We start from the raw sequence: 19,288 nt of genomic DNA, 5'->3' as shown, positions 1-19,288 counted from the left end.
ATGTCTGATGTAGCTGCTATAGATAACTTGGTGAAAAAAAACCAAGAACTTAAAAAAGAAATTGCCAAAGTAATCATAGGCCAAGAAGATGTCATAGATCAGATTTTAATCTCTGTTTTTGCTGGAGGACACGCACTTTTAGTAGGAGTTCCTGGACTTGCTAAAACCCTTATGGTAAACACCATTTCACAAGCTTTGGGGTTACAGTTTAAACGTATTCAGTTTACACCAGATTTAATGCCTAGTGATATTTTAGGAAGTGAAATACTAGATGAAAATAGAACCTTTAAGTTTTTAAAAGGACCTATCTTCTCAAACATCATCCTAGCTGATGAGATTAACCGTACTCCACCTAAAACTCAAGCAGCTTTACTAGAAGCTATGCAAGAGAAATCTGTTACCGTTGCAGGACATAATTATCAACTAGAGAAACCTTACTTTGTACTAGCAACACAGAACCCTATTGAACAAGAAGGAACCTATCCTTTACCAGAGGCACAACTGGATCGCTTTATGTTCTCCATAAACTTACAGTATCCATCTTTTCAGGAAGAAGTAGATGTGGTAAAATCTACCACTAGTGACCATAAACCAGTGATCAACTCATTATTTACAGCCCAAGAAATTGTAGATTTTCAGCAGTTAGTACGTCGCATTCCAGTAGCAGATAATGTGATAGAATATGCCGTAGCACTAGTAGGTAAAACCAGACCTAAGACTGACGCTGCACCTGATATCGTTAAAGAATATATCGATTGGGGCGCAGGACCACGTGCCTCTCAAAATCTAATATTAGCTGCCAAAACTCACGCTGCAGTAAATGGTAAGTATAGTCCAGATATTGAGGACGTTAAAGCCGTTGCGACTGGAATATTACGTCATCGTATTATTAAAAATTATAAGGCAGAGGCTGAAGGTTATACTGAGGATAATATTATCGCAAAAATTTTGTAATTAACAGCCGTTAATTTTCCATTAATAAGTGCTCAATTTTTCTTTTAAAGATATTCTTTAGGGAATCTCTACTATAGATGTATCTATCAATCATCCCTTAAGTGATAAATGTTTTATACCGATTTACATTCCTAATGTCGCATATGATTCGTTTCTTTTTTGCCTATATTTCAAAATAAAATGAAACTGTAGCGTAGGCTATGCTTTAATTTTCTTTATCATCTAGTCAAAAAATAATTTAAATTAAGAATACGGCATTAGAAACATAAATTGGTATTATAATGAGCTGTGATGCGATTATAGCTGCTCTGTATGTTGATAAAATGCTCAAAAATGTAATTATAAAAGAGTTTTAAGTCATTTCTTCTTAGCTTTCGCGAAAGCGTGATTATTAAATCGATAATTTTAACATAATAATTTTATCAATTCCATATATTTTTATAGTTGTTTTACTCTTTTTACAGAGAATATGGCAAAGAACTAGATGGTTTACTGCTTATTTTAAAAAATGACTGCTTTTTCGTAACTTCGCAATCCTTAAAAACAAACATTATATAGACTATGGCTTTTGATATAGAGATGATTAAAAAGGTGTATGCTGAGATGCCAGCTCGTGTGAATAAAGCACGTGAGCTTACTGGTAAACCACTTACGCTTGCTGAGAAGATTTTATACTCACACCTTTGGGATGGAACACCTGGTAAAACTTTTACTAGAGGTAAAGACTATGTAGATTTTGCACCAGATCGTGTGGCGTGTCAGGATGCAACTGCTCAAATGGCGCTTTTACAATTCATGCAAGCTGGAAAAGATAAGGTTGCAGTTCCTACTACAGTGCACTGTGATCACTTGATCCAGGCTAAGACTGGAGCTTCAGCGGATTTACAAAGTGCATTAAACACCAGTAATGAGGTGTTTAACTTCTTAGAATCTGTGTCAAATAAATATGGTATCGGTTTCTGGAAACCAGGAGCTGGTATTATTCACCAAGTAGTTCTTGAAAATTATGCCTTCCCAGGAGGAATGATGATAGGAACTGATTCTCACACTGTAAATGCCGGTGGATTAGGAATGGTTGCCATAGGAGTAGGTGGAGCAGATGCTGTAGATGTCATGGCAGGAATGGCTTGGGAATTAAAATTCCCTAAATTAATAGGTGTAAAATTAACAGGTAAACTATCAGGATGGACAGCACCTAAAGACGTGATCCTTAAAGTAGCAGAGATCCTTACCGTAAAAGGTGGAACTGGAGCGATTGTAGAGTATTTTGGTGATGGAGCCTTAAACTTATCTTGTACCGGTAAAGGAACTATTTGTAACATGGGAGCAGAGATAGGAGCTACGACTTCTACATTTGGGTATGATGACGCTATGGAGCGTTATTTACGTGCTACAGAAAGAGCTGATATTGCTGATGCTGCAAACGAAGTGCGCGAGCACTTAACTGGTGATGCTGAGGTTTATGCAAATCCTGAACAGTACTTTGATCAAGTTATTGAAATAAACTTAGATACATTAATGCCTCACATAAACGGACCTTTTACTCCAGATCTAGCGACTGAAGTAGGTTCTATGAATGAAAAGGCGACTAGTAACGACTGGCCACTTAAGGTAGAATGGGGACTTATAGGTTCTTGTACAAACTCTTCTTATGAAGATCTTTCTCGTGCAAGTTCTATTGCTCAACAGGCGATTGATAAGAAATTAAAAACTAAAGCAGAGTTTGGTATCAATCCAGGTTCTGAAAAAGTACGTTATACTACAGAACGCGATGGAATTCTAGGCGTATTTGAAGATGTAAATGCTAAAATCTTTACTAATGCTTGTGGACCTTGTATAGGTCAGTGGGCACGTTATAGCGATCCTAAAAACGCACCTAAGAATTCAATCATTCACTCTTTTAATAGAAACTTTGCAAAACGTGCTGATGGTAACCCTAACACGCACGCCTTTGTAGCATCACCAGAAATGGTTGCCGCGATAGCCATTGCTGGTCGTCTAGATTTCAACCCTATTACTGATAAGTTGATAAATGAAGATGGTGAAGAAGTAATGCTGGACGAGCCTACAGGATGGGAATTACCTCCTAAAGGTTTTGAAGTAAAAGATGATGGTTACCTAGCTCCAGAGGCTGATGGTAGTCATGTTCAAGTTAAAGTTTCAGATGAGTCTGAACGTTTACAGTTATTAAGTCCGTTTACTCCTATAGGTAGAGAAATTAAAGGTGCTAAGTTGTTAGTTAAAGCTTTTGGTAAGTGTACAACAGATCACATATCTATGGCTGGACCATGGTTGCGCTATAGAGGTCACTTAGATAATATTGCAAATAATACCTTAATAGGTGCGGTTAATGCCTTTAATAAGCAAACTAACTTTGTTAAGAACCAGTTAGATAGTGAGTATGGAGCAGTTCCAGATACGGCTAGAGCTTATAAAGCAGCTGGAATCCCATCTATAGTAATAGGAGATCATAACTATGGAGAAGGTTCTTCTCGTGAGCATGCGGCAATGCAGCCACGTCACCTTGGAGTAGTTGCTGTGATTGTAAAATCATTTGCTCGTATTCATGAAACTAATTTAAAGAAGCAAGGTATGCTAGGTCTTACATTTGCTAATGAGGCAGATTATGACTTAATACAAGAAGATGATACTTTCAACTTTTTAGACCTAGATCAATTTGCGGCAGATAAGCCTCTAACTATAGAAGCTGTTCATGCAGATGGTTCTAAAGATACCTTTAAAGTAAACCACACTTATAATGATGCTCAAATCAAGTGGTATGATAAAGGTAGTGCCTTAAACTTAATTAAAGAAGAAAGCGCTAAGAACGCATAGCCTTCAGTTTAAATACATTTCACAAAAACCTCTTGATATTTCAAGAGGTTTTTTTGTGGGTTTAAAAAAAGTGGTTTAAAGAATATGTTTCGTTATTTTTAATAAATCGTGATCGCTGGAATATAATCCATACCAGTTTGGATTTATGAAGATTTTATAAATTCAATTTGGTTTAAATGATGAATTGGTATAACCAAACAAAGTAAGTATTTCAACTGGACCGATATTCTCAAAAAGCTCATAAGCCTCTTTAACTATGATGCTTTTAGAAAAGTTTTTTGCCACTTCTTTCTAGACTGTAATATTTGAAAAATAAAAAACGTCTTAGTTATTGCTAAGACGTTTTAGAATACTACAAGTATGATGCTTAAAAGTTAATGACTTCTAAGATCCTGGAGTTGACTCAGATTCTTTAGGTTTATCAATCTTTATTTTTAATTCTCCAGACTCTTTATCTAAATCCATGAATATAGCATCTCCTTCTTTAAGTTCACTATTCACTATAGCTTCTGCGAGAGCGTCTTCTATATATTTTTGAATAGCTCTGTTTAAAGGTCTAGCCCCATATTGCTTATCAAAACCTTTGTCTGCTATATAGTCTTTGGCTTTTTCACTTAATGTAAGGTCGTATCCTAGACCATTAATGCGTTCATATAGTTTAACAAGTTCAATATCAATGATTTTATGGATATCTTCTCTTTCAAGAGCGTTAAAAACAATAACGTCATCTATTCTATTTAAGAATTCTGGAGCAAAGGTTTTCTTTAATGCTGCTTCAATAACACCGCGAGCATTATCATCTTCGGCATTTTTACGTGCTGCGGTTCCAAACCCTACACCTGAGCCAAAATCTTTTAATTTACGCGCTCCTACATTAGAAGTCATAATAATTATCGTGTTTCTAAAGTCTATTTTACGTCCTAGACTGTCTGTTAGATAACCATCATCCAGCACTTGAAGTAACATATTAAAAACATCTGGATGCGCTTTTTCAATTTCATCGAGTAAAATCACAGCATAAGGTTTACGTCTCACTTTTTCAGTGAGCTGTCCACCTTCTTCATAGCCTACGTAGCCTGGAGGCGCACCTATCAATCTTGAAATCGCAAATTTCTCCATGTACTCACTCATATCTATACGTATCAATGAGTTTGTAGAGTCAAAGAGTTCACTTGCAATAACCTTTGCTAGTTGTGTTTTACCTACACCGGTCTGTCCTAAGAATATAAAAGAACCGATTGGTTTGTTAGGATCTTTTAATCCAGCACGGTTACGTTGAATAGCTTTGACTACTTGTTTTACCGCTTTATCTTGACCTATGACTCTGTTTTTAATGGAGTCTCCTAGATTAAAAAGTTTCTTCATTTCCTTGGTAGCGATACGATTTACAGGTATCCCTGTCATCATACTTACCACTTCGGCTACGTTTTCTTCAGTTACGGTGTCTTTATGTAGTTTGGAAGATTCTTCCCAAGTTTCTTGAGCTTCAGTGAGTGCTTTTTCTAGTTTTTTCTCATCATCACGCAGTTTAGCAGCTTGTTCATACTTCTGTTTTTTAACTACGGCCGTTTTTTCTTCCTTAACTTCTTCAAGTTGTTTTTCTAAGTCTAGAATTTGTTGAGGAACTTCTATGTTAGTAATATGAATACGAGAACCAGCCTCATCCAGTGCATCAATAGCTTTGTCTGGTAGGAAACGGTCTGTCATATATCTATTAGTAAGCTTCACACAAGCTTCTATAGCACCATCTGTATAAGATACATTATGGTGTTCTTCATATTTTTCTTTAATATTATTAAGAATGGTGATGGTTTCTTCTACGCTCGTAGGTTCTACCATAACTTTCTGGAAACGACGTTCTAGCGCACCATCTTTTTCTATACTATTGCGGTATTCATCTAGTGTTGTTGCTCCTATACATTGAATTTCGCCTCGAGCGAGAGCAGGCTTGAACATATTACTCGCATCTAACGATCCTGCAGCGCCACCAGCACCTACTATGGTATGAATTTCATCTATGAAAAGTATAATGTTATCATTCTTCTCTAATTCATTCATGACCGCTTTCATGCGTTCTTCAAACTGACCTCTGTATTTTGTTCCTGCCACTAGACTAGCTAGGTCTAGGGTAATGACTCTTTTATCATAGAGTATACGAGATACCTTGCGTTCTACTATGCGTAGGGCAAGACCTTCGGCTATAGCGCTTTTACCTACTCCAGCTTCTCCTATTAATAATGGGTTATTCTTTTTACGGCGGCTCAAAATTTGAGAGACACGCTGTATCTCTTCTACACGGCCTACCACTGGATCTAGTTTTCCATCTTCAGCAGCTTTAGTTAAATCTCTACCGAAGTTATCCAGAACAGGCGTTTTACTTTTTTTATTACCTTTTGAGCTACTACTGCTACTAGGAGAGAATAAATTCTCTTTATCATCTCCAGCAAGATCATCTCCAGAGTCATTACCATCATTAAAAGCGCCTTCTATAGGATCTTCAGTAAAGCCATCTTCTTGAGATAATAAGCTCTTAAATTCTTCTTTAACGCCGTCATAATCTACTTTAAGTTTATTAAGTAATTTAGTGGTAGGGTCATTTTCATTACGCAAAATGCATAATAATAAATGAGCGGTATTAATCGAGGAGCTTTGAAAAAGTTTTGCTTCTAGAAAAGTAGTTTTTAATGCGCGCTCAGCCTGTCTGGTGAGGTGCAGGTTTTTCTTTTCGTTTGCAGCTACTTGTGTATTAGGGTTTGCGGGGCTTAGAATTTCCACCTTGCGGCGCAAGTGATCTAAGTCTACCGTTAAATTATTAAGAATATCGATTGCTTTACCATCTCCATCTCTCAACAATCCCAGCATTAAATGTTCTGTTCCTATAAAATCGTGTCCTAGCCTTAGCGCTTCTTCTTTGCTGTAAGCTATCACGTCTTTGACTCTCGGTGAAAAATTATCGTCCATATTACTTCTTTGAGTTAAATGTAATGAATTCTATGTGTTCAATAGGTATACCATTTTGTTAAATGATGGTTTTTTAGATCTCGCTTTCGCGAAAGCGAGTCATAAACAGTCACTTAGTCATCTATTTAATACAGCATTAAACTTATCCACATAATAGTAGAAGATATGTTAATAAAAACAACTCAAAATGGCTGTCAAAGCCTTATTAAGACTAGGTTTTTCATTAAATTGCTTGCATATTATTAAAAAAGATAAATTAAACGATATTTTATATGGCAGATGGAGAAAAGTTAATCCCGATTAATATCGAGGATGAAATGAAGTCAGCATACATCGATTACTCGATGTCAGTCATAGTGTCACGAGCACTGCCAGATGTGCGAGATGGATTAAAACCAGTACATAGACGTGTTCTTTATGGAATGTATGAATTAGGCGTACTGTCTAATAGAGGTTATAAAAAGAGTGCAAGAATCGTAGGAGAGGTACTCGGTAAGTATCACCCACATGGTGATACATCTGTATATGATACTATGGTGCGTATGGCTCAAGAGTGGTCTCTGCGTTATATGCTCGTGGATGGTCAAGGGAATTTTGGTAGTGTAGATGGTGATCCACCTGCTGCCATGCGTTATACAGAGGCTAGAATGCGTAAAATCTCTGAAGAAATCCTTGCCGATATTGATAAAGAAACTGTAGATACACAACTCAACTTTGACGATACGTTAAATGAGCCTACTGTTATGCCTACTCGTATTCCTAACTTGCTTGTTAATGGAGCTTCAGGGATTGCTGTAGGTATGGCGACTAATATGCCTCCACATAACTTAACAGAAGTTATAGATGGAACGGTTGCCTATATAGATAATAATGACATAGAGATTGATGAGTTAATGACTCATGTAAAAGCTCCAGATTTCCCTACAGGTGGAATTATTTATGGGTATGATGGCGTTAAAGATGCCATGCATACTGGTCGTGGTCGTGTAAAAATACGTGGTCGCGTTAGATTAGAAGAGGTGAAAGGTCGTGAGTGTATTATCGTAGATGAATTACCGTATCAGGTAAATAAAGCCGATATGATTAAGAAAACGGCAGACCTTATTAACGAGAAAAAGTTAGAAGGGATCTCTATGATCAGAGATGAGTCTGACCGTAAGGGAATGCGTATTGTTTATATTCTCAAGAGAGATGCAATCCCTAACATTGTTATTAATAAACTCTATAAGCATACAGCTTTACAGTCTTCTTTTAGCGTTAATAATATTGCTTTAGTAGATGGTCGCCCTCAACTACTTAATGTTAAGGAGATGATTCACTACTTTGTGGAACACAGACATGATGTAGTCGTAAGACGTACTAATTTTGAATTGCGCAAAGCAGAGGAAAGAGCACATATATTAGAAGGTTTAATTATCGCATCAGATAATATTGATGAGGTAATCGCCTTAATAAGAAGTAGTAAAAATGGAGAGGAAGCTCGTCAGAAATTAATTGAGCGTTTTGAGCTTTCTGAAATTCAGGCTCGTGCGATCGTAGAAATGCGATTGAGACAGCTTACAGGACTAGAGCAAGATAAACTGCGTTCTGAATATGAAGACCTCGTTGCTACTATTGCAGACCTAAAAGACATTCTTGCAAAGAAAGAACGTCGTATGGAAATCATCAAAGAAGAACTTGTAGAAATTAAAGAGAAATATGGCGATGAGCGAAGATCTCAAATAGAATATGCTGGTGGTGATCTTTCTATTGAAGACATGATTGCTGATGAGCAAGTGGTGATTACCATATCTCATGCAGGTTATATTAAAAGAACACCTATAACTGAGTATAAAACACAGAATAGAGGTGGAGTAGGACAGAAGGCAAGTACTACAAGAGATGAAGATTTCCTAGAAGACATATTTGTAGGTACTAATCACCAGTATATGCTATTCTTTACAGAAAAAGGAAAATGTTTCTGGATGCGTGTTTATGAAATTCCTGAAGGAAGTCGTACCTCTAAAGGACGTGCTATCCAAAACTTAATTAACATTGAGCCAGATGATAAAGTAAAAGCGGTTATTTGTACGCAAGATATTAAGGATGAGGAATATATTAATAGTCACTATGTGATTATGTGTACTAAGAAAGGTGTAGTTAAGAAAACATCTTTAGAACAATATTCTAGACCACGTACTAATGGTATTAACGCGATTACCGTGCGTCAAGGAGATACGCTGTTAGAGGCAAAACTAACAACGGGTGATAGCCACGTGATGCTCGGACTTAAGAGTGGAAAAGCGATACGTTTTGACGAAGCTAAAACTCGTGCTATGGGTAGAAATGCCAGTGGTGTACGTGGAATAAGACTTGCCGATGATAATGATGAAGTAATAGGAATGGTAGCCGTAAATGATATGGAATCTAACATTCTTGTAGTATCTGAAAAAGGATATGGTAAACGCTCCAGTCTTGAGGACTATAGAGAAACCAATCGTGGTGGAAAAGGTGTAAAAACCATTTCGGTTACAGAAAAGACAGGTGGACTAGTAGCTCTTAAAAATGTTACTGATGATGATGGATTGATGATTATTAATAAATCAGGAGTTGCTATACGTATAGATGTAAAGGACTTAAGAGTTATGGGACGTGCTACGCAAGGTGTACGTTTAATTAACTTAAAAGGAAACGATTCTATTGCCGCTGTTGCTAAGGTTGCTCAAGAAGATGATGCTGACGATGAAACTTTAATTGAAGGTGAAGATGCTGGCGCGACTGTTGCAAATGATGATAGCGAAGAATAATTTTTTAAAAATATATAACAATGAAAATTAGATTAACAATTCTATTTCTTGCTATAACTGCTTTAGGTTTTGCGCAGAAAAGAGAAATGAAGAAAATAGAAAAAGCTGTAGAGGTAGGAGACATACCTAAGGCTATGGAGATTTTTAAATCTATTAATGAAAGCGACTTAGAAGAAAAGTATAAAGGTCAATATAGTTTCTATAAAGCTGCATATTTGATAGATGTTACTGGAGCCCAGAAGCCTAGTTTAGAAGACGCTTATTCAGCCCGCGAAGAATTTAATAAGGCTATGGATTTAGGGTATAAAAATCCTATATTAACGGAACAGGTTAGTAATTATATCAATCAAAGTTTTTTACAAATTGCAAATGAAAAACTTGTAGAAGATCCTGGTATCGCTTTAGATATAGTAAAAACATTAGTAAAAGACTCGCCAGAGGATATGGCTATGTTGTATAGCTTAGCTGTTCTGTCATATCAAACAGGTAATTTTGATATCGCCAAGGATTCATTTCAAAAGCTTCTAGATAAAGGTTACACAGGTCAGAAAACTACTTTTATTGCTGTTAATAAAGAAACAAATCAAGAGGAAGTTTTTCCTTCTGAAACACTTAGAAATGTTTCTATTCAAACAGGTAGTCATTTGAAACCTACACAATCTAAAACTCCTTCTTTATTAGGAATGGTAGTGTCAAATTTAGTTTGGCTTCAAAAAGAGTCTGGTAACTTAGAAAAAGCGAAAGAAACTTACAATGGTGCGATTTCAAAATATCCTAATGACATGTCTTTAATAGCTGCTAAGGCTGATATTTTTTTAACCTTAGGTATGATGGACGATTATGAGAAAGCTGTTAGAAGTTTATCAGAAGATATAGACGATCCTAAGGTGTTAAATAACCTCGCCCAGGCTGCCATTGATAAAAAGGAATATGATAAAGCGATCCGTTACTATAAATCAAGTATTGAATTAGATCCTAATAACTTTGTATCTAAAGCAAACTTAGGATTGGCTTACATTGAGAAAGGTAACGCCAAAGAAATAACTTATGACGAGCAGCAGTCTTTTTATAACAAAGCTACAGAGTCTTATGAAGGTGCTCATGAATTAAAACCTGAAAATAAACCTATAATAAATACTTTAATTAGTTTATATGGAGCTTTAAATATGGATGAAAAGCTAGCTGCTATGAAGGCTAAGCTCTAAGTTAAAATGATGAACGAAACAAAAAAAAACCTGCAATCTGCAGGTTTTTTTTGTTACATAATCTTCTTAATCACTCTCAATTTATGGGTGTGTAAATGTCTTTCTACATTAAAAATACCACTTTGATCGAGTCGATCAATTCTAACTTTACCATGAGCGTGAATGATGTAGTTATCTCTCATGATTAGACCTACATGAGTGATGATACCTTCATTGTTGTCAAAAAAAGCAAGATCACCTTCTTCTGCCTCTTCTATGAAGCTTAATACTTCACCTTGAGTAGCCTGTTGACTAGCATCTCTTAGAAGTTTAAATCCACTTAATCTATAGATTAATTGTGTAAAACCACTACAATCTATCCCTAATGGAGTTCTTCCTCCCCATAAATAAGGAGTGTTAAGTAACAATAAAGCATTATTAATCAAGTCAGCTTTATCTGTTCCTGAAGTACTCTCTAGCTGATAAGTGTCTGCTATAACTCGTGCTGTAGAAACTTGAGCACCCAGAGTTATGGTACTTAATGATTCGTTGTGATGAGTAATATGACTTATTAAATCTTTAGCATAATGCTGTTCAGACTCATCAATTTGATGATATAACTCAGATTCAATTTCAAAAACCTGTTTAACATCTACCCAGCCTTCATAGGAATCATGTGCAAGTCTGATTTTGACCCATTTTTTACGTTCTTCGATGATTTTAAAATATTCACCATAAAGAACTTGAGAAACCATTTCACTGGTATCCTTAGCCTCTAGACGCATTGGCGCCACCGAAATAGGGCAAATCCCGTACTTCATTTAATTGAGTTATACTTTTTTAATTATTATCGCACTAGCTCCACCGCCACCATTACAAATAGCTGCAGCGCCTATAGTTCCATTCTCTTGATCTAAGACACTTAATAATGTGGTTACAATTCTGGCACCACTACAACCTAAAGGATGACCCAATGAAACAGCACCACCATAAACGTTAACATTATCATCTTGAAGCCCTAAGATTTTCATATTTGCTAGCCCCACCACAGAGAAAGCTTCGTTAAACTCAAAATAATCAACATCATCTTGAGAAATTCCAGCTTTACTTAATGCAAGTGGAAGAGCTTTTGCAGGAGCTGTAGTAAACCATTTAGGTTCTTGAGCTGCATCTGCATAACCTATGATTTCTGCGATTGGATTTAATCCTAATTCTTTGGCTTTATTTTCGCTCATGAGTACGAGGGCAGCAGCTCCATCATTTATTGTAGAGGCATTTGCAGCAGTAACAGTACCATCTTTAGTAAAAGCAGCCCTAAGAGAAGGGATTTTTTCCATTCTTACATTAGAATACTCCTCATCATGATCCACTATGATTGCCTCACCACGTCTTTGTGGTACAGCAACCGGCACAACTTCTTTATGGAACTTTCCATCCTTCCAAGCTTGAGCAGATCGTTCGTACGATTGCACCGCAAAAGCATCTTGATCTTCTCTGCTAAACTCATACTCTTTAGCACACATATCTGCGCAAACTCCCATAGCATTTTGGTCATAAGCATCTACAAGGCCATCTTTTTGCATGCCGTCGATTAGTTCAGCGGGACCAAATTTCTGTCCAGTTCTCATGTGCACGTAATGTGGAATCATGCTCATGTTTTCCATTCCTCCAGCAACCACGATGTCTTTATCATCACAAGCTATTGCCTGAGCAGCCATCATGATCGTTTTCATACCACTAGCACAAACTTTATTAACGGTTGTACAAGGAACGTTTTCTGATAACCCAGCGCCTAGTGCCGCTTGTCTTGCCGGAGCTTGGCCAGTTCCTGCTTGAACTACGTTACCCATAAGAACTTCCTCCACTAAAGATGGATTTAATGAGATTCTCTCTAACGCTCCTTTAATAGCAGTACTTCCTAATGTAGTGGCAGGAACTGTTGATAATTTACCCATAAAACTTCCTATGGGCGTTCTTGCATATGAAACGATTACTACTTTCTTCATCAAATTCTATTTGGCAGCGAAAATAAACAATAATCAGCGTATAAAATCCACAGAAACATACAATGTTGAGATGTCTATCATGGTTCTTCTTAAATTTATAGTTTACTTTTATGGTAACTCATTAGTAAATTGTTAATTTGTAATTAATGCAAAAAAAGCTATTTCTTTATAAGAATCAAGACGTTCTAATTCGCATACTATTTGTCCTCTTAGCAACTATTCTTACCATATATCTCTTTCCTAAAAATGATCGTTTCAAATACGATTTTAAGCAGGGTGAGCCGTGGCAGTATGAAACGTTATATGCTCCGTTTCCCTTTCCCATTAAAAAAAGTCAGCAAGCCATTAATGTTGAAATTCAGGCCATTAAAAATAATGCGGCTAATTATTTCGATTTTGATTCTGATATTTCTTCTCGTGTTTATGAATCTATTGTCCTTGAATATACCTCAGTTTCAAAGGACTCTGTAAATAAAGTTGCGCAAGAAAAAGATCTGTTGATTATAAATAAGGTAATAAATGATTTTTACAAGAAATTTTACACAGAAAGTCGATTAAATATTAGCTCTTCACAGCAAATCTTCATTCAGATGGATGATGGGTTTCAAGAAGTCTCTTATCAGGATGTATTGTTCCCTAAGAATCTTAATAGCTATATCACTGAGCTAGTTGATTATTCTTCATTCAGTAATACTTATTGGCTGGAAAAAACACTACTTAAAAATCTTAAACCTAACATTTCCTATAATGAAATACTTACTAGTAATATTATAGATGATGAGGTGAGTAAAGTGCTTCCTACAAGAGGATTTGTGCCATTAGGTTCTAGGATTATAGCTCAAGGCGAAATCGTGGAAGGAGAAAGTTATCAGGTATTAATGACTCTAAATGAAACATATCAGTCTCAAACATGGACAGATTCTCAGTACTACTGGAGATTGATGGGGTACACAATTCTGGTGGCGTTAAGCTTTTTAATTTTATCCTTATTTTTATATAGATATCGTCCAAGTATTTATCATAATAACAGAAAATTACTTTTTGTATTCTTTAATGTTTTGTCGATCATTCTATTAACCACTCTGTTAATCAATTTAGACACTTCTTACACTTATATAGTTCCTGTTTGTATGCTTCCATTAATTTTGAAAGCTTTTTTTGATGCTAGGGTAGGTTTGTTCACTCATGTAATTACTGTTTTAATTTTAAGCTTCATTGTTCCTTATGCAGAGGAATACTTATTCCTTCAAATAATTGCTGGAATTGTAACTATTCTTTCCAGTTCTGAAATTTATAAAAGAGCTAATTTATTTATAACAGTAGGTCAGATAGTACTCATATATATAATTGCATACTTCGCTTTTTATGCGATCAATCAAGGAGGAGTCACAGGTTGGGAATGGCAAAAAATTAGTTACTTTATTCTATGTGGATTAGCCATGCTATTTGTTTGGCCTTTAATATATTTATATGAAAAGGTTTTTGGTTTAGTTAGTGATGTGTCTTTATTGGAACTGTCAGACACAAATTCTAAACTTCTTAAAGAACTTTCAAACAAAGCTCCTGGTACATTTCATCATTCTCTCAATGTTGCAAATATTGCTGAATCAGCTGCAAATGCTATTGGTGCAAATGCGATGTTAACAAGAGTAGGAGCCTTGTATCATGATGTTGGTAAAATGGTGAATCCTACTTACTTTACAGAAAATCAAGGTAGCGGTATTAATCCTCATGATGATTTAGATCCTGAAGAAAGTGCAGCTATTATAATCAACCACACTATCAAAGGGATTGAAATAGCAAAAAAAAATAAAATACCAGATAGAATAATTGATTTTATAAGAACGCATCATGGTAACTCGGTAGTTTATTTTTTTTATAAGAAAGCTCAACTTAATAATCCAGATATAGATATTGTAAATTATCAATATCCTGGTCCTAAACCATTTAGTCCAGAAACTGCCATTCTTATGATTGCAGATAGTGTAGAAGCAGCCTCAAAAAGCTTAAAATCGCCTACCTCCATTACTATAGATAATTTAGTGGATAAAATTATAAACAAACAAGTTGATGAAAAGCAATTCATTAATGCTGATATTACTTTTAAACAAATTGAAATCATCAAGTCCGTGATTAAAAAGAAGTTAGCAAGTATATATCATTTGAGGATAGAATACCCTGAATAAAAGATGGAAAAAACAGTAAATTTTGTTTGTAGTAATTAAAAGAAGGTTTACATTTGCATCCGCTTTTGGAAACAAGGGCTCAGTTCTTTTTATTTAGGAGAGGTGCCAGAGTGGTAATGGAGCAGATTGCTAATCTGTCGACGGGCAACCGTCGCCAGGGTTCGAGTCCCTGTCTCTCCGCAATTTTCTAAATAATAGATGATCTATTTCGGGGTGTAGCGTAGCCCGGTCATCGCGCCTGCTTTGGGAGCAGGAGGTCGCAGGTTCGAATCCTGCCACCCCGACAAAAAGCCTTACTACTTTTGTAGTGAGGCTTTTTTTATTAAATTTCAACTATGAAAATAGGGTTAGCGCTTTCAGGTGGCGGTGCAAAAGGAATTGCTCACGCTGGAGTTATTAAAGCATTAAAGGAAAGGAATATTCAAATTTCTAAAATCTCTGGAACAAGTGCCGGCGCTTTAATAGGTGTGCTTTATGCAGCTGGTTTAGAAGATGAGGTTATTTATGATTTTTTTAAATCTTCAAACCTTTTTTCGCCTAGTAAATTTGCTTTTGGTCAGCCAGGATTTATAAAATCAAATGTTTTTATGAATCATTTGAATTCCTTTATTCCACAGGATTCTTTTGAGTCACTAAGTATTCCACTAGTAGTTACCGCAACAGATCTAAATAATGCTAGCTCTAAAGTGTTTGATAAAGGTGAGCTATATCTACCTATTCTGGCCAGTGCTGCTTTTCCTGGAGTTTTTACTCCTGTGAACATTGGTAATAACACTTATGTAGATGGTGGAGTGCTTAATAATTTCCCTATAGATTTATTAGACGATTGTGATTTTAAAATAGGTAGCTATGTGAATAAAATAGAAATCTTAGATAGAAAAATGAAGCACTCTTATGATGTGGCAGGACGTGCTTATTCTATTAATCAGTATCATCGCGATGCTGCAAAGTTTCATCAAGCTGACCTGTTGATCGAACCTGATAATCTCCATAAATACGGCTTATTTAGTCTAAGGTCTCTTCGTGAAATATTTACTATTGGGTATGACACCGCTTGTAAAGTTTTAGATCAAAGCTCTTTGATAAAATAGGTTTTCCATTTCAATGTAATTGATACCTGATTTTTGACATATCTTTAATCTTTATCATTTAAATGTAATTTCATTTTGCCGTAAATTGCAGTAAACATTTTATATGCAAAGGGATTTACATTATTTAAGGAAAAACTACGAAAAAGGAGCTCTGGATAAAGAGCAACTTCCTTCTAACCCTTATGAATTGTTCGATATATGGTTTACAGAGGCTAGAGAACATGTGTCAGTTGATGAAGTAAATGCAATGGGGATTTCTGCGATAGGTACAGACGGCTTTCCTAAAACTCTAATCGTTTTACTCAAAGAGATAGATCATGGCAGTTTTATTTTCTATTCTAATTATAATTCTGAAAAGGGTAAGGCCATGGAGATGAATAATAAAGTTTCATTACATTTCTTCTGGCCAGCTTTAGAAAGGCAAGTTATAATTAAAGGTTTAGTCTCTAAGGTCTCCAGAGAAAAATCTTTAGCTTATTTTAAACAGCGCCCCAGAGGTAGCCAGTTAGGAGCTTGGGCAAGTGACCAGAGTTCATCTGTGCCTTCTAGAGCTTATTTAGAACAGCGATTGAAGTCTTTTGAAGAAAAGTTCAAGGATCAAGAAATTCCTTTGCCAGATCATTGGGGTGGATATAGCGTATCACCGGTTTCCGTAGAGTTTTGGCAAGGCAGGCCTAATAGGTTACATGACAGGTACACTTATGAAATAAAGGATAGTGCATGGAAGATAACTAGACTAGCACCTTAATCCATGAAAAAATTACTTTTAGTTAGACATGGTAAATCTAGTTGGGATTTAAAAGTAAGAGATCACGATCGTGTGCTACTGGAACGCGGTATAAATGATGCTCATTTAATAGGTTGTGCATTAAGTGAAATGGGATTGTCTTATGATGCAATATGGTCCAGCACCGCTGCCCGAGCCTTACAGACGGCCACTATTATTTCAGAATATGTAGATTATTCTTTATCAAATTTTCAACTTAAACGCGAGTTATATACATTTGATGGAGATGATCTTCTTCAATCTATTATTAATTGTCCTAATGAAGTGGATACATTAATGCTTTTTTCACATAACCATGGTCTTACGGATCTAGTAAATAAACTAGGTAATCAGTATTTTAATAATGTACCTACCACAGGAGTAGTTATCATAGAGTTTAATTCAGATAACTGGATGGATATTAAAAAAGGGCAAACAATTTCTCACTTATTTCCTAAAAAATTAAAATGAGTCAAAAATATTTCAATAGAGAATTAAGCTGGTTAAGGTTTAATAATAGAGTTTTACAAGAAGCTTCAGATAAGAACGTACCATTAATTGAACGACTTAGGTTTCTCGGTATTTTTTCAAACAATCTAGATGAATTCTTTAGAGTACGCTATGCGACTATAAAACGTATTTTAAGAGCTGGAAAAAATGCAAAAAAATCTCTAGGAGGAATAGCAGCAGCAAATTTACTTGAAAAAATTACCGCTGAGGTGATTGTGGATCAAGGAAGAAGTTTTGAAATCTTGAACCAATTAGAAGAAGAGCTTAAAAATGAGAATATTATTATAGTAGATGAAACAGAAATTCTACCAGAACATGAAGATTTTATAAGAAGCTATTTTAACCACGAAGTAAGTCCTGCACTAGCTACTATAATGCTTAATGAAGATACTGAATTTCCTAGCTTAAGAGATGGACTAGGTTACCTAGCAGTGCGCATGGTGATGAAAGATAAAACCTTACCTGTAAAACATGCCCTTATAGAAATTCCTAAATCACTTAGTAGATTTATAGAATTACCAGCAATAGAAAATGACCATAAACAGTATATTATCCTCTTAGATGATCTGATCAGGGATAGAATGCATTACATCTTTAACATCTTTGACTATGATCATCTTGAAGCTCACATGATTAAGGTGACACTAGATGCTGAACTAGATATAGATATAGATCTTAAAAAGAGCCTAATAGAAAAGATAAGTAGAAGTGTTAAAGACCGTAAAGACGGTGATCCCGTAAGATTTGTTTATGATAAATCTATTCATCAAGATACACTTCGTTTTATAATGAGTAAAGTAGAAATAGACGACTCAGACTCTATAATCCCTGGTGGAAGATATCATAATAGAAGAGACTATTTAAAATTCCCATCTTTAGGTAGAAAAGATCTACTTTATGAAAAGAAAACACCGCTTCCTATTAAGGGAATTTCCATGAGAGGTAGTTTACTGGAGATGATTTCTCGACAAGATATTCTACAATATGCTCCATACCATACTTTTTCAAATACTATTAAATTTTTGAGAGAAGCTGCTCTTGACCCTAAAGTGCAGGATATAAAAATTACTATTTATAGACTTGCTGAAGTTTCCCAAATAGCTGCCTCACTCATTAATGCAGCAAAAAACGGTAAGAAAGTCACAGTCTCTATTGAATTACAAGCACGTTTTGACGAGCAAGCAAATATCAATTATGCAGAGTTAATGCAAGAAGAAGGCGTTAAGCTCATATTTGGCGTTCCAGGTCTTAAAGTACACTGTAAAGCCTGCTTAATTTCTAGAGAAGAGAAAGGTAAAATGATACGGTACGGCTTCATTTCTACGGGTAATTTTAATGAAGCAACAGCAGGAATCTACACAGACTATACCTTGTTTACAGCAAATAAAAAGATCCTTAAAGAAGTCGATAAGGTATTTGATTTCTTTGAGGTGAACTATAAAATATATAGATATAAACATTTATTAGTTTCTCCTCATACCTTGAGAAATGGTATTGAGAGTAGGGTTCGTCGTGAGATCGCTTTCGCGAAAGCGGGCAAAAAAGCACATCTAAGAATGAAACTGAATAGCTTTTCTGACTTTAAAATGATTGATCTATTTTATCAGGCCTCAAACGCAGGTGTACAAATAGAACTTATAGTGCGTGGAATATGCTGTCTTATTCCTGGAGTAGAAGGAATGAGTGAAAATATAAGAGTCATAAGTATAGACGATAAATATTTAGAACACCCTAGAGTTTATCAATTTAATAACGGTGGAGCTATTGAAGTTTTTATTTCCAGTGCAGATATGATGGGACGTAATCTAGATAATCGTGTGGAGGTTGCCTGTCCTATTTATGATGAAAACGTAAAGAAAGAGATTCTGGAAACACTAGATATATGCTGGGCTGATAATGTAAAAGCTCGCGAAATTTGTTCAAATCAACTTAATAATTATGTACCTAAAACTAAGGAACAAATCAGGTCTCAATTTGCTACTTATGAGTACTATAAAAATCAATTATAA

The 19,288-nt window shown here is 35.6% G+C and carries 12 protein-coding genes and 2 tRNA genes; 11 read left to right on the top strand and 3 right to left on the bottom strand.

From position 1 onward, the window contains the following. Both ACTF48_RS04405 and ACTF48_RS04400 read left to right on the top strand, forming a co-directional pair. Window positions 1–954: an AAA family ATPase gene (locus tag ACTF48_RS04405; protein WP_438961927.1), complete on the top strand. Its 954-nt coding sequence runs from the start codon at window positions 1–3 to the stop codon at window positions 952–954. A gap of 561 nt (window positions 955–1,515) precedes the next feature. Beyond that, window positions 1,516–3,789 carry an aconitate hydratase gene (locus ACTF48_RS04400; RefSeq protein ID WP_438961926.1) on the top strand — a complete coding sequence of 758 codons (2,274 nt, stop codon included), beginning with the start codon at window positions 1,516–1,518 and terminating at the stop codon, window positions 3,787–3,789. Window positions 3,790–4,173: 384 nt separating this feature from the next. Here ACTF48_RS04400 and ACTF48_RS04395 read toward each other — a convergent pair whose 3' ends face one another. Further along, complete coding sequence (locus tag ACTF48_RS04395; protein WP_438961925.1) at window positions 4,174–6,750, bottom strand: ATP-dependent Clp protease ATP-binding subunit; 2,577 nt, start codon at window positions 6,748–6,750, stop codon at window positions 4,174–4,176. Between the two features lie 272 nt (window positions 6,751–7,022). On the opposite strand from ACTF48_RS04395, the gene gyrA reads away from it, so the two are divergent. Further along, window positions 7,023–9,536 carry a DNA gyrase subunit A gene (gyrA, locus tag ACTF48_RS04390; RefSeq protein WP_438961924.1) on the top strand — a complete coding sequence of 838 codons (2,514 nt, stop codon included), beginning with the start codon at window positions 7,023–7,025 and terminating at the stop codon, window positions 9,534–9,536. A gap of 20 nt (window positions 9,537–9,556) precedes the next feature. Beyond that, the gene (locus tag ACTF48_RS04385) at window positions 9,557–10,741 is read left to right on the top strand and encodes a tetratricopeptide repeat protein (protein WP_438961923.1); all 1,185 of its coding nucleotides are present in this window, start codon (window positions 9,557–9,559) and stop codon (window positions 10,739–10,741) included. Window positions 10,742–10,794: 53 nt separating this feature from the next. On the opposite strand, the gene ACTF48_RS04380 is transcribed toward ACTF48_RS04385, so the two are convergent. Continuing rightward, complete coding sequence (locus ACTF48_RS04380) at window positions 10,795–11,541, bottom strand: C40 family peptidase (protein ID WP_438961922.1); 747 nt, start codon at window positions 11,539–11,541, stop codon at window positions 10,795–10,797. 9 nt (window positions 11,542–11,550) lie between these two features. Next, window positions 11,551–12,726 carry an acetyl-CoA C-acyltransferase gene (locus ACTF48_RS04375; protein ID WP_438961921.1) on the bottom strand — a complete coding sequence of 392 codons (1,176 nt, stop codon included), beginning with the start codon at window positions 12,724–12,726 and terminating at the stop codon, window positions 11,551–11,553. A 146-nt stretch (window positions 12,727–12,872) separates the two neighbouring features. Between ACTF48_RS04375 and ACTF48_RS04370 the strand changes: the two genes are divergently transcribed. The 7 genes from ACTF48_RS04370 to ppk1 all read left to right on the top strand — a co-directional run bounded on the left by ACTF48_RS04370 (window position 12,873) and on the right by ppk1 (window position 19,288). Further along, a complete protein-coding gene (locus ACTF48_RS04370) occupies window positions 12,873–14,912 on the top strand; it encodes an HD family phosphohydrolase (RefSeq protein ID WP_438961920.1) in 2,040 nt (679 codons plus the stop codon). A 96-nt stretch (window positions 14,913–15,008) separates the two neighbouring features. Next, window positions 15,009–15,092 (top strand) — tRNA-Ser (locus ACTF48_RS04365). 29 nt (window positions 15,093–15,121) lie between these two features. Then, window positions 15,122–15,196 (top strand) — tRNA-Pro (locus ACTF48_RS04360). 51 nt (window positions 15,197–15,247) lie between these two features. Beyond that, window positions 15,248–16,003 (top strand): patatin-like phospholipase family protein, encoded by a 756-nt coding sequence (locus tag ACTF48_RS04355; protein ID WP_438961919.1) that lies wholly within the window; start codon window positions 15,248–15,250, stop codon window positions 16,001–16,003. A gap of 103 nt (window positions 16,004–16,106) precedes the next feature. Next, window positions 16,107–16,751: a pyridoxamine 5'-phosphate oxidase gene (gene pdxH, locus ACTF48_RS04350; protein WP_438961918.1), complete on the top strand. Its 645-nt coding sequence runs from the start codon at window positions 16,107–16,109 to the stop codon at window positions 16,749–16,751. Between the two features lie 3 nt (window positions 16,752–16,754). Then, window positions 16,755–17,240 (top strand): SixA phosphatase family protein, encoded by a 486-nt coding sequence (locus tag ACTF48_RS04345; protein ID WP_438961917.1) that lies wholly within the window; start codon window positions 16,755–16,757, stop codon window positions 17,238–17,240. After that, window positions 17,237–19,288 carry a polyphosphate kinase 1 gene (gene ppk1 / locus ACTF48_RS04340; RefSeq protein WP_438961916.1) on the top strand — a complete coding sequence of 684 codons (2,052 nt, stop codon included), beginning with the start codon at window positions 17,237–17,239 and terminating at the stop codon, window positions 19,286–19,288. The genes ACTF48_RS04345 and ppk1 overlap by 4 nt, the downstream gene beginning before the upstream one ends.

Source organism: Nonlabens sp. (assembly GCF_965660805.1).
GTDB lineage: Bacteria > Bacteroidota > Bacteroidia > Flavobacteriales > Flavobacteriaceae > Nonlabens.
Note: the sequence above shows the minus strand (reverse complement) of the source record. Positions and strands in the feature narration are given on the sequence as shown.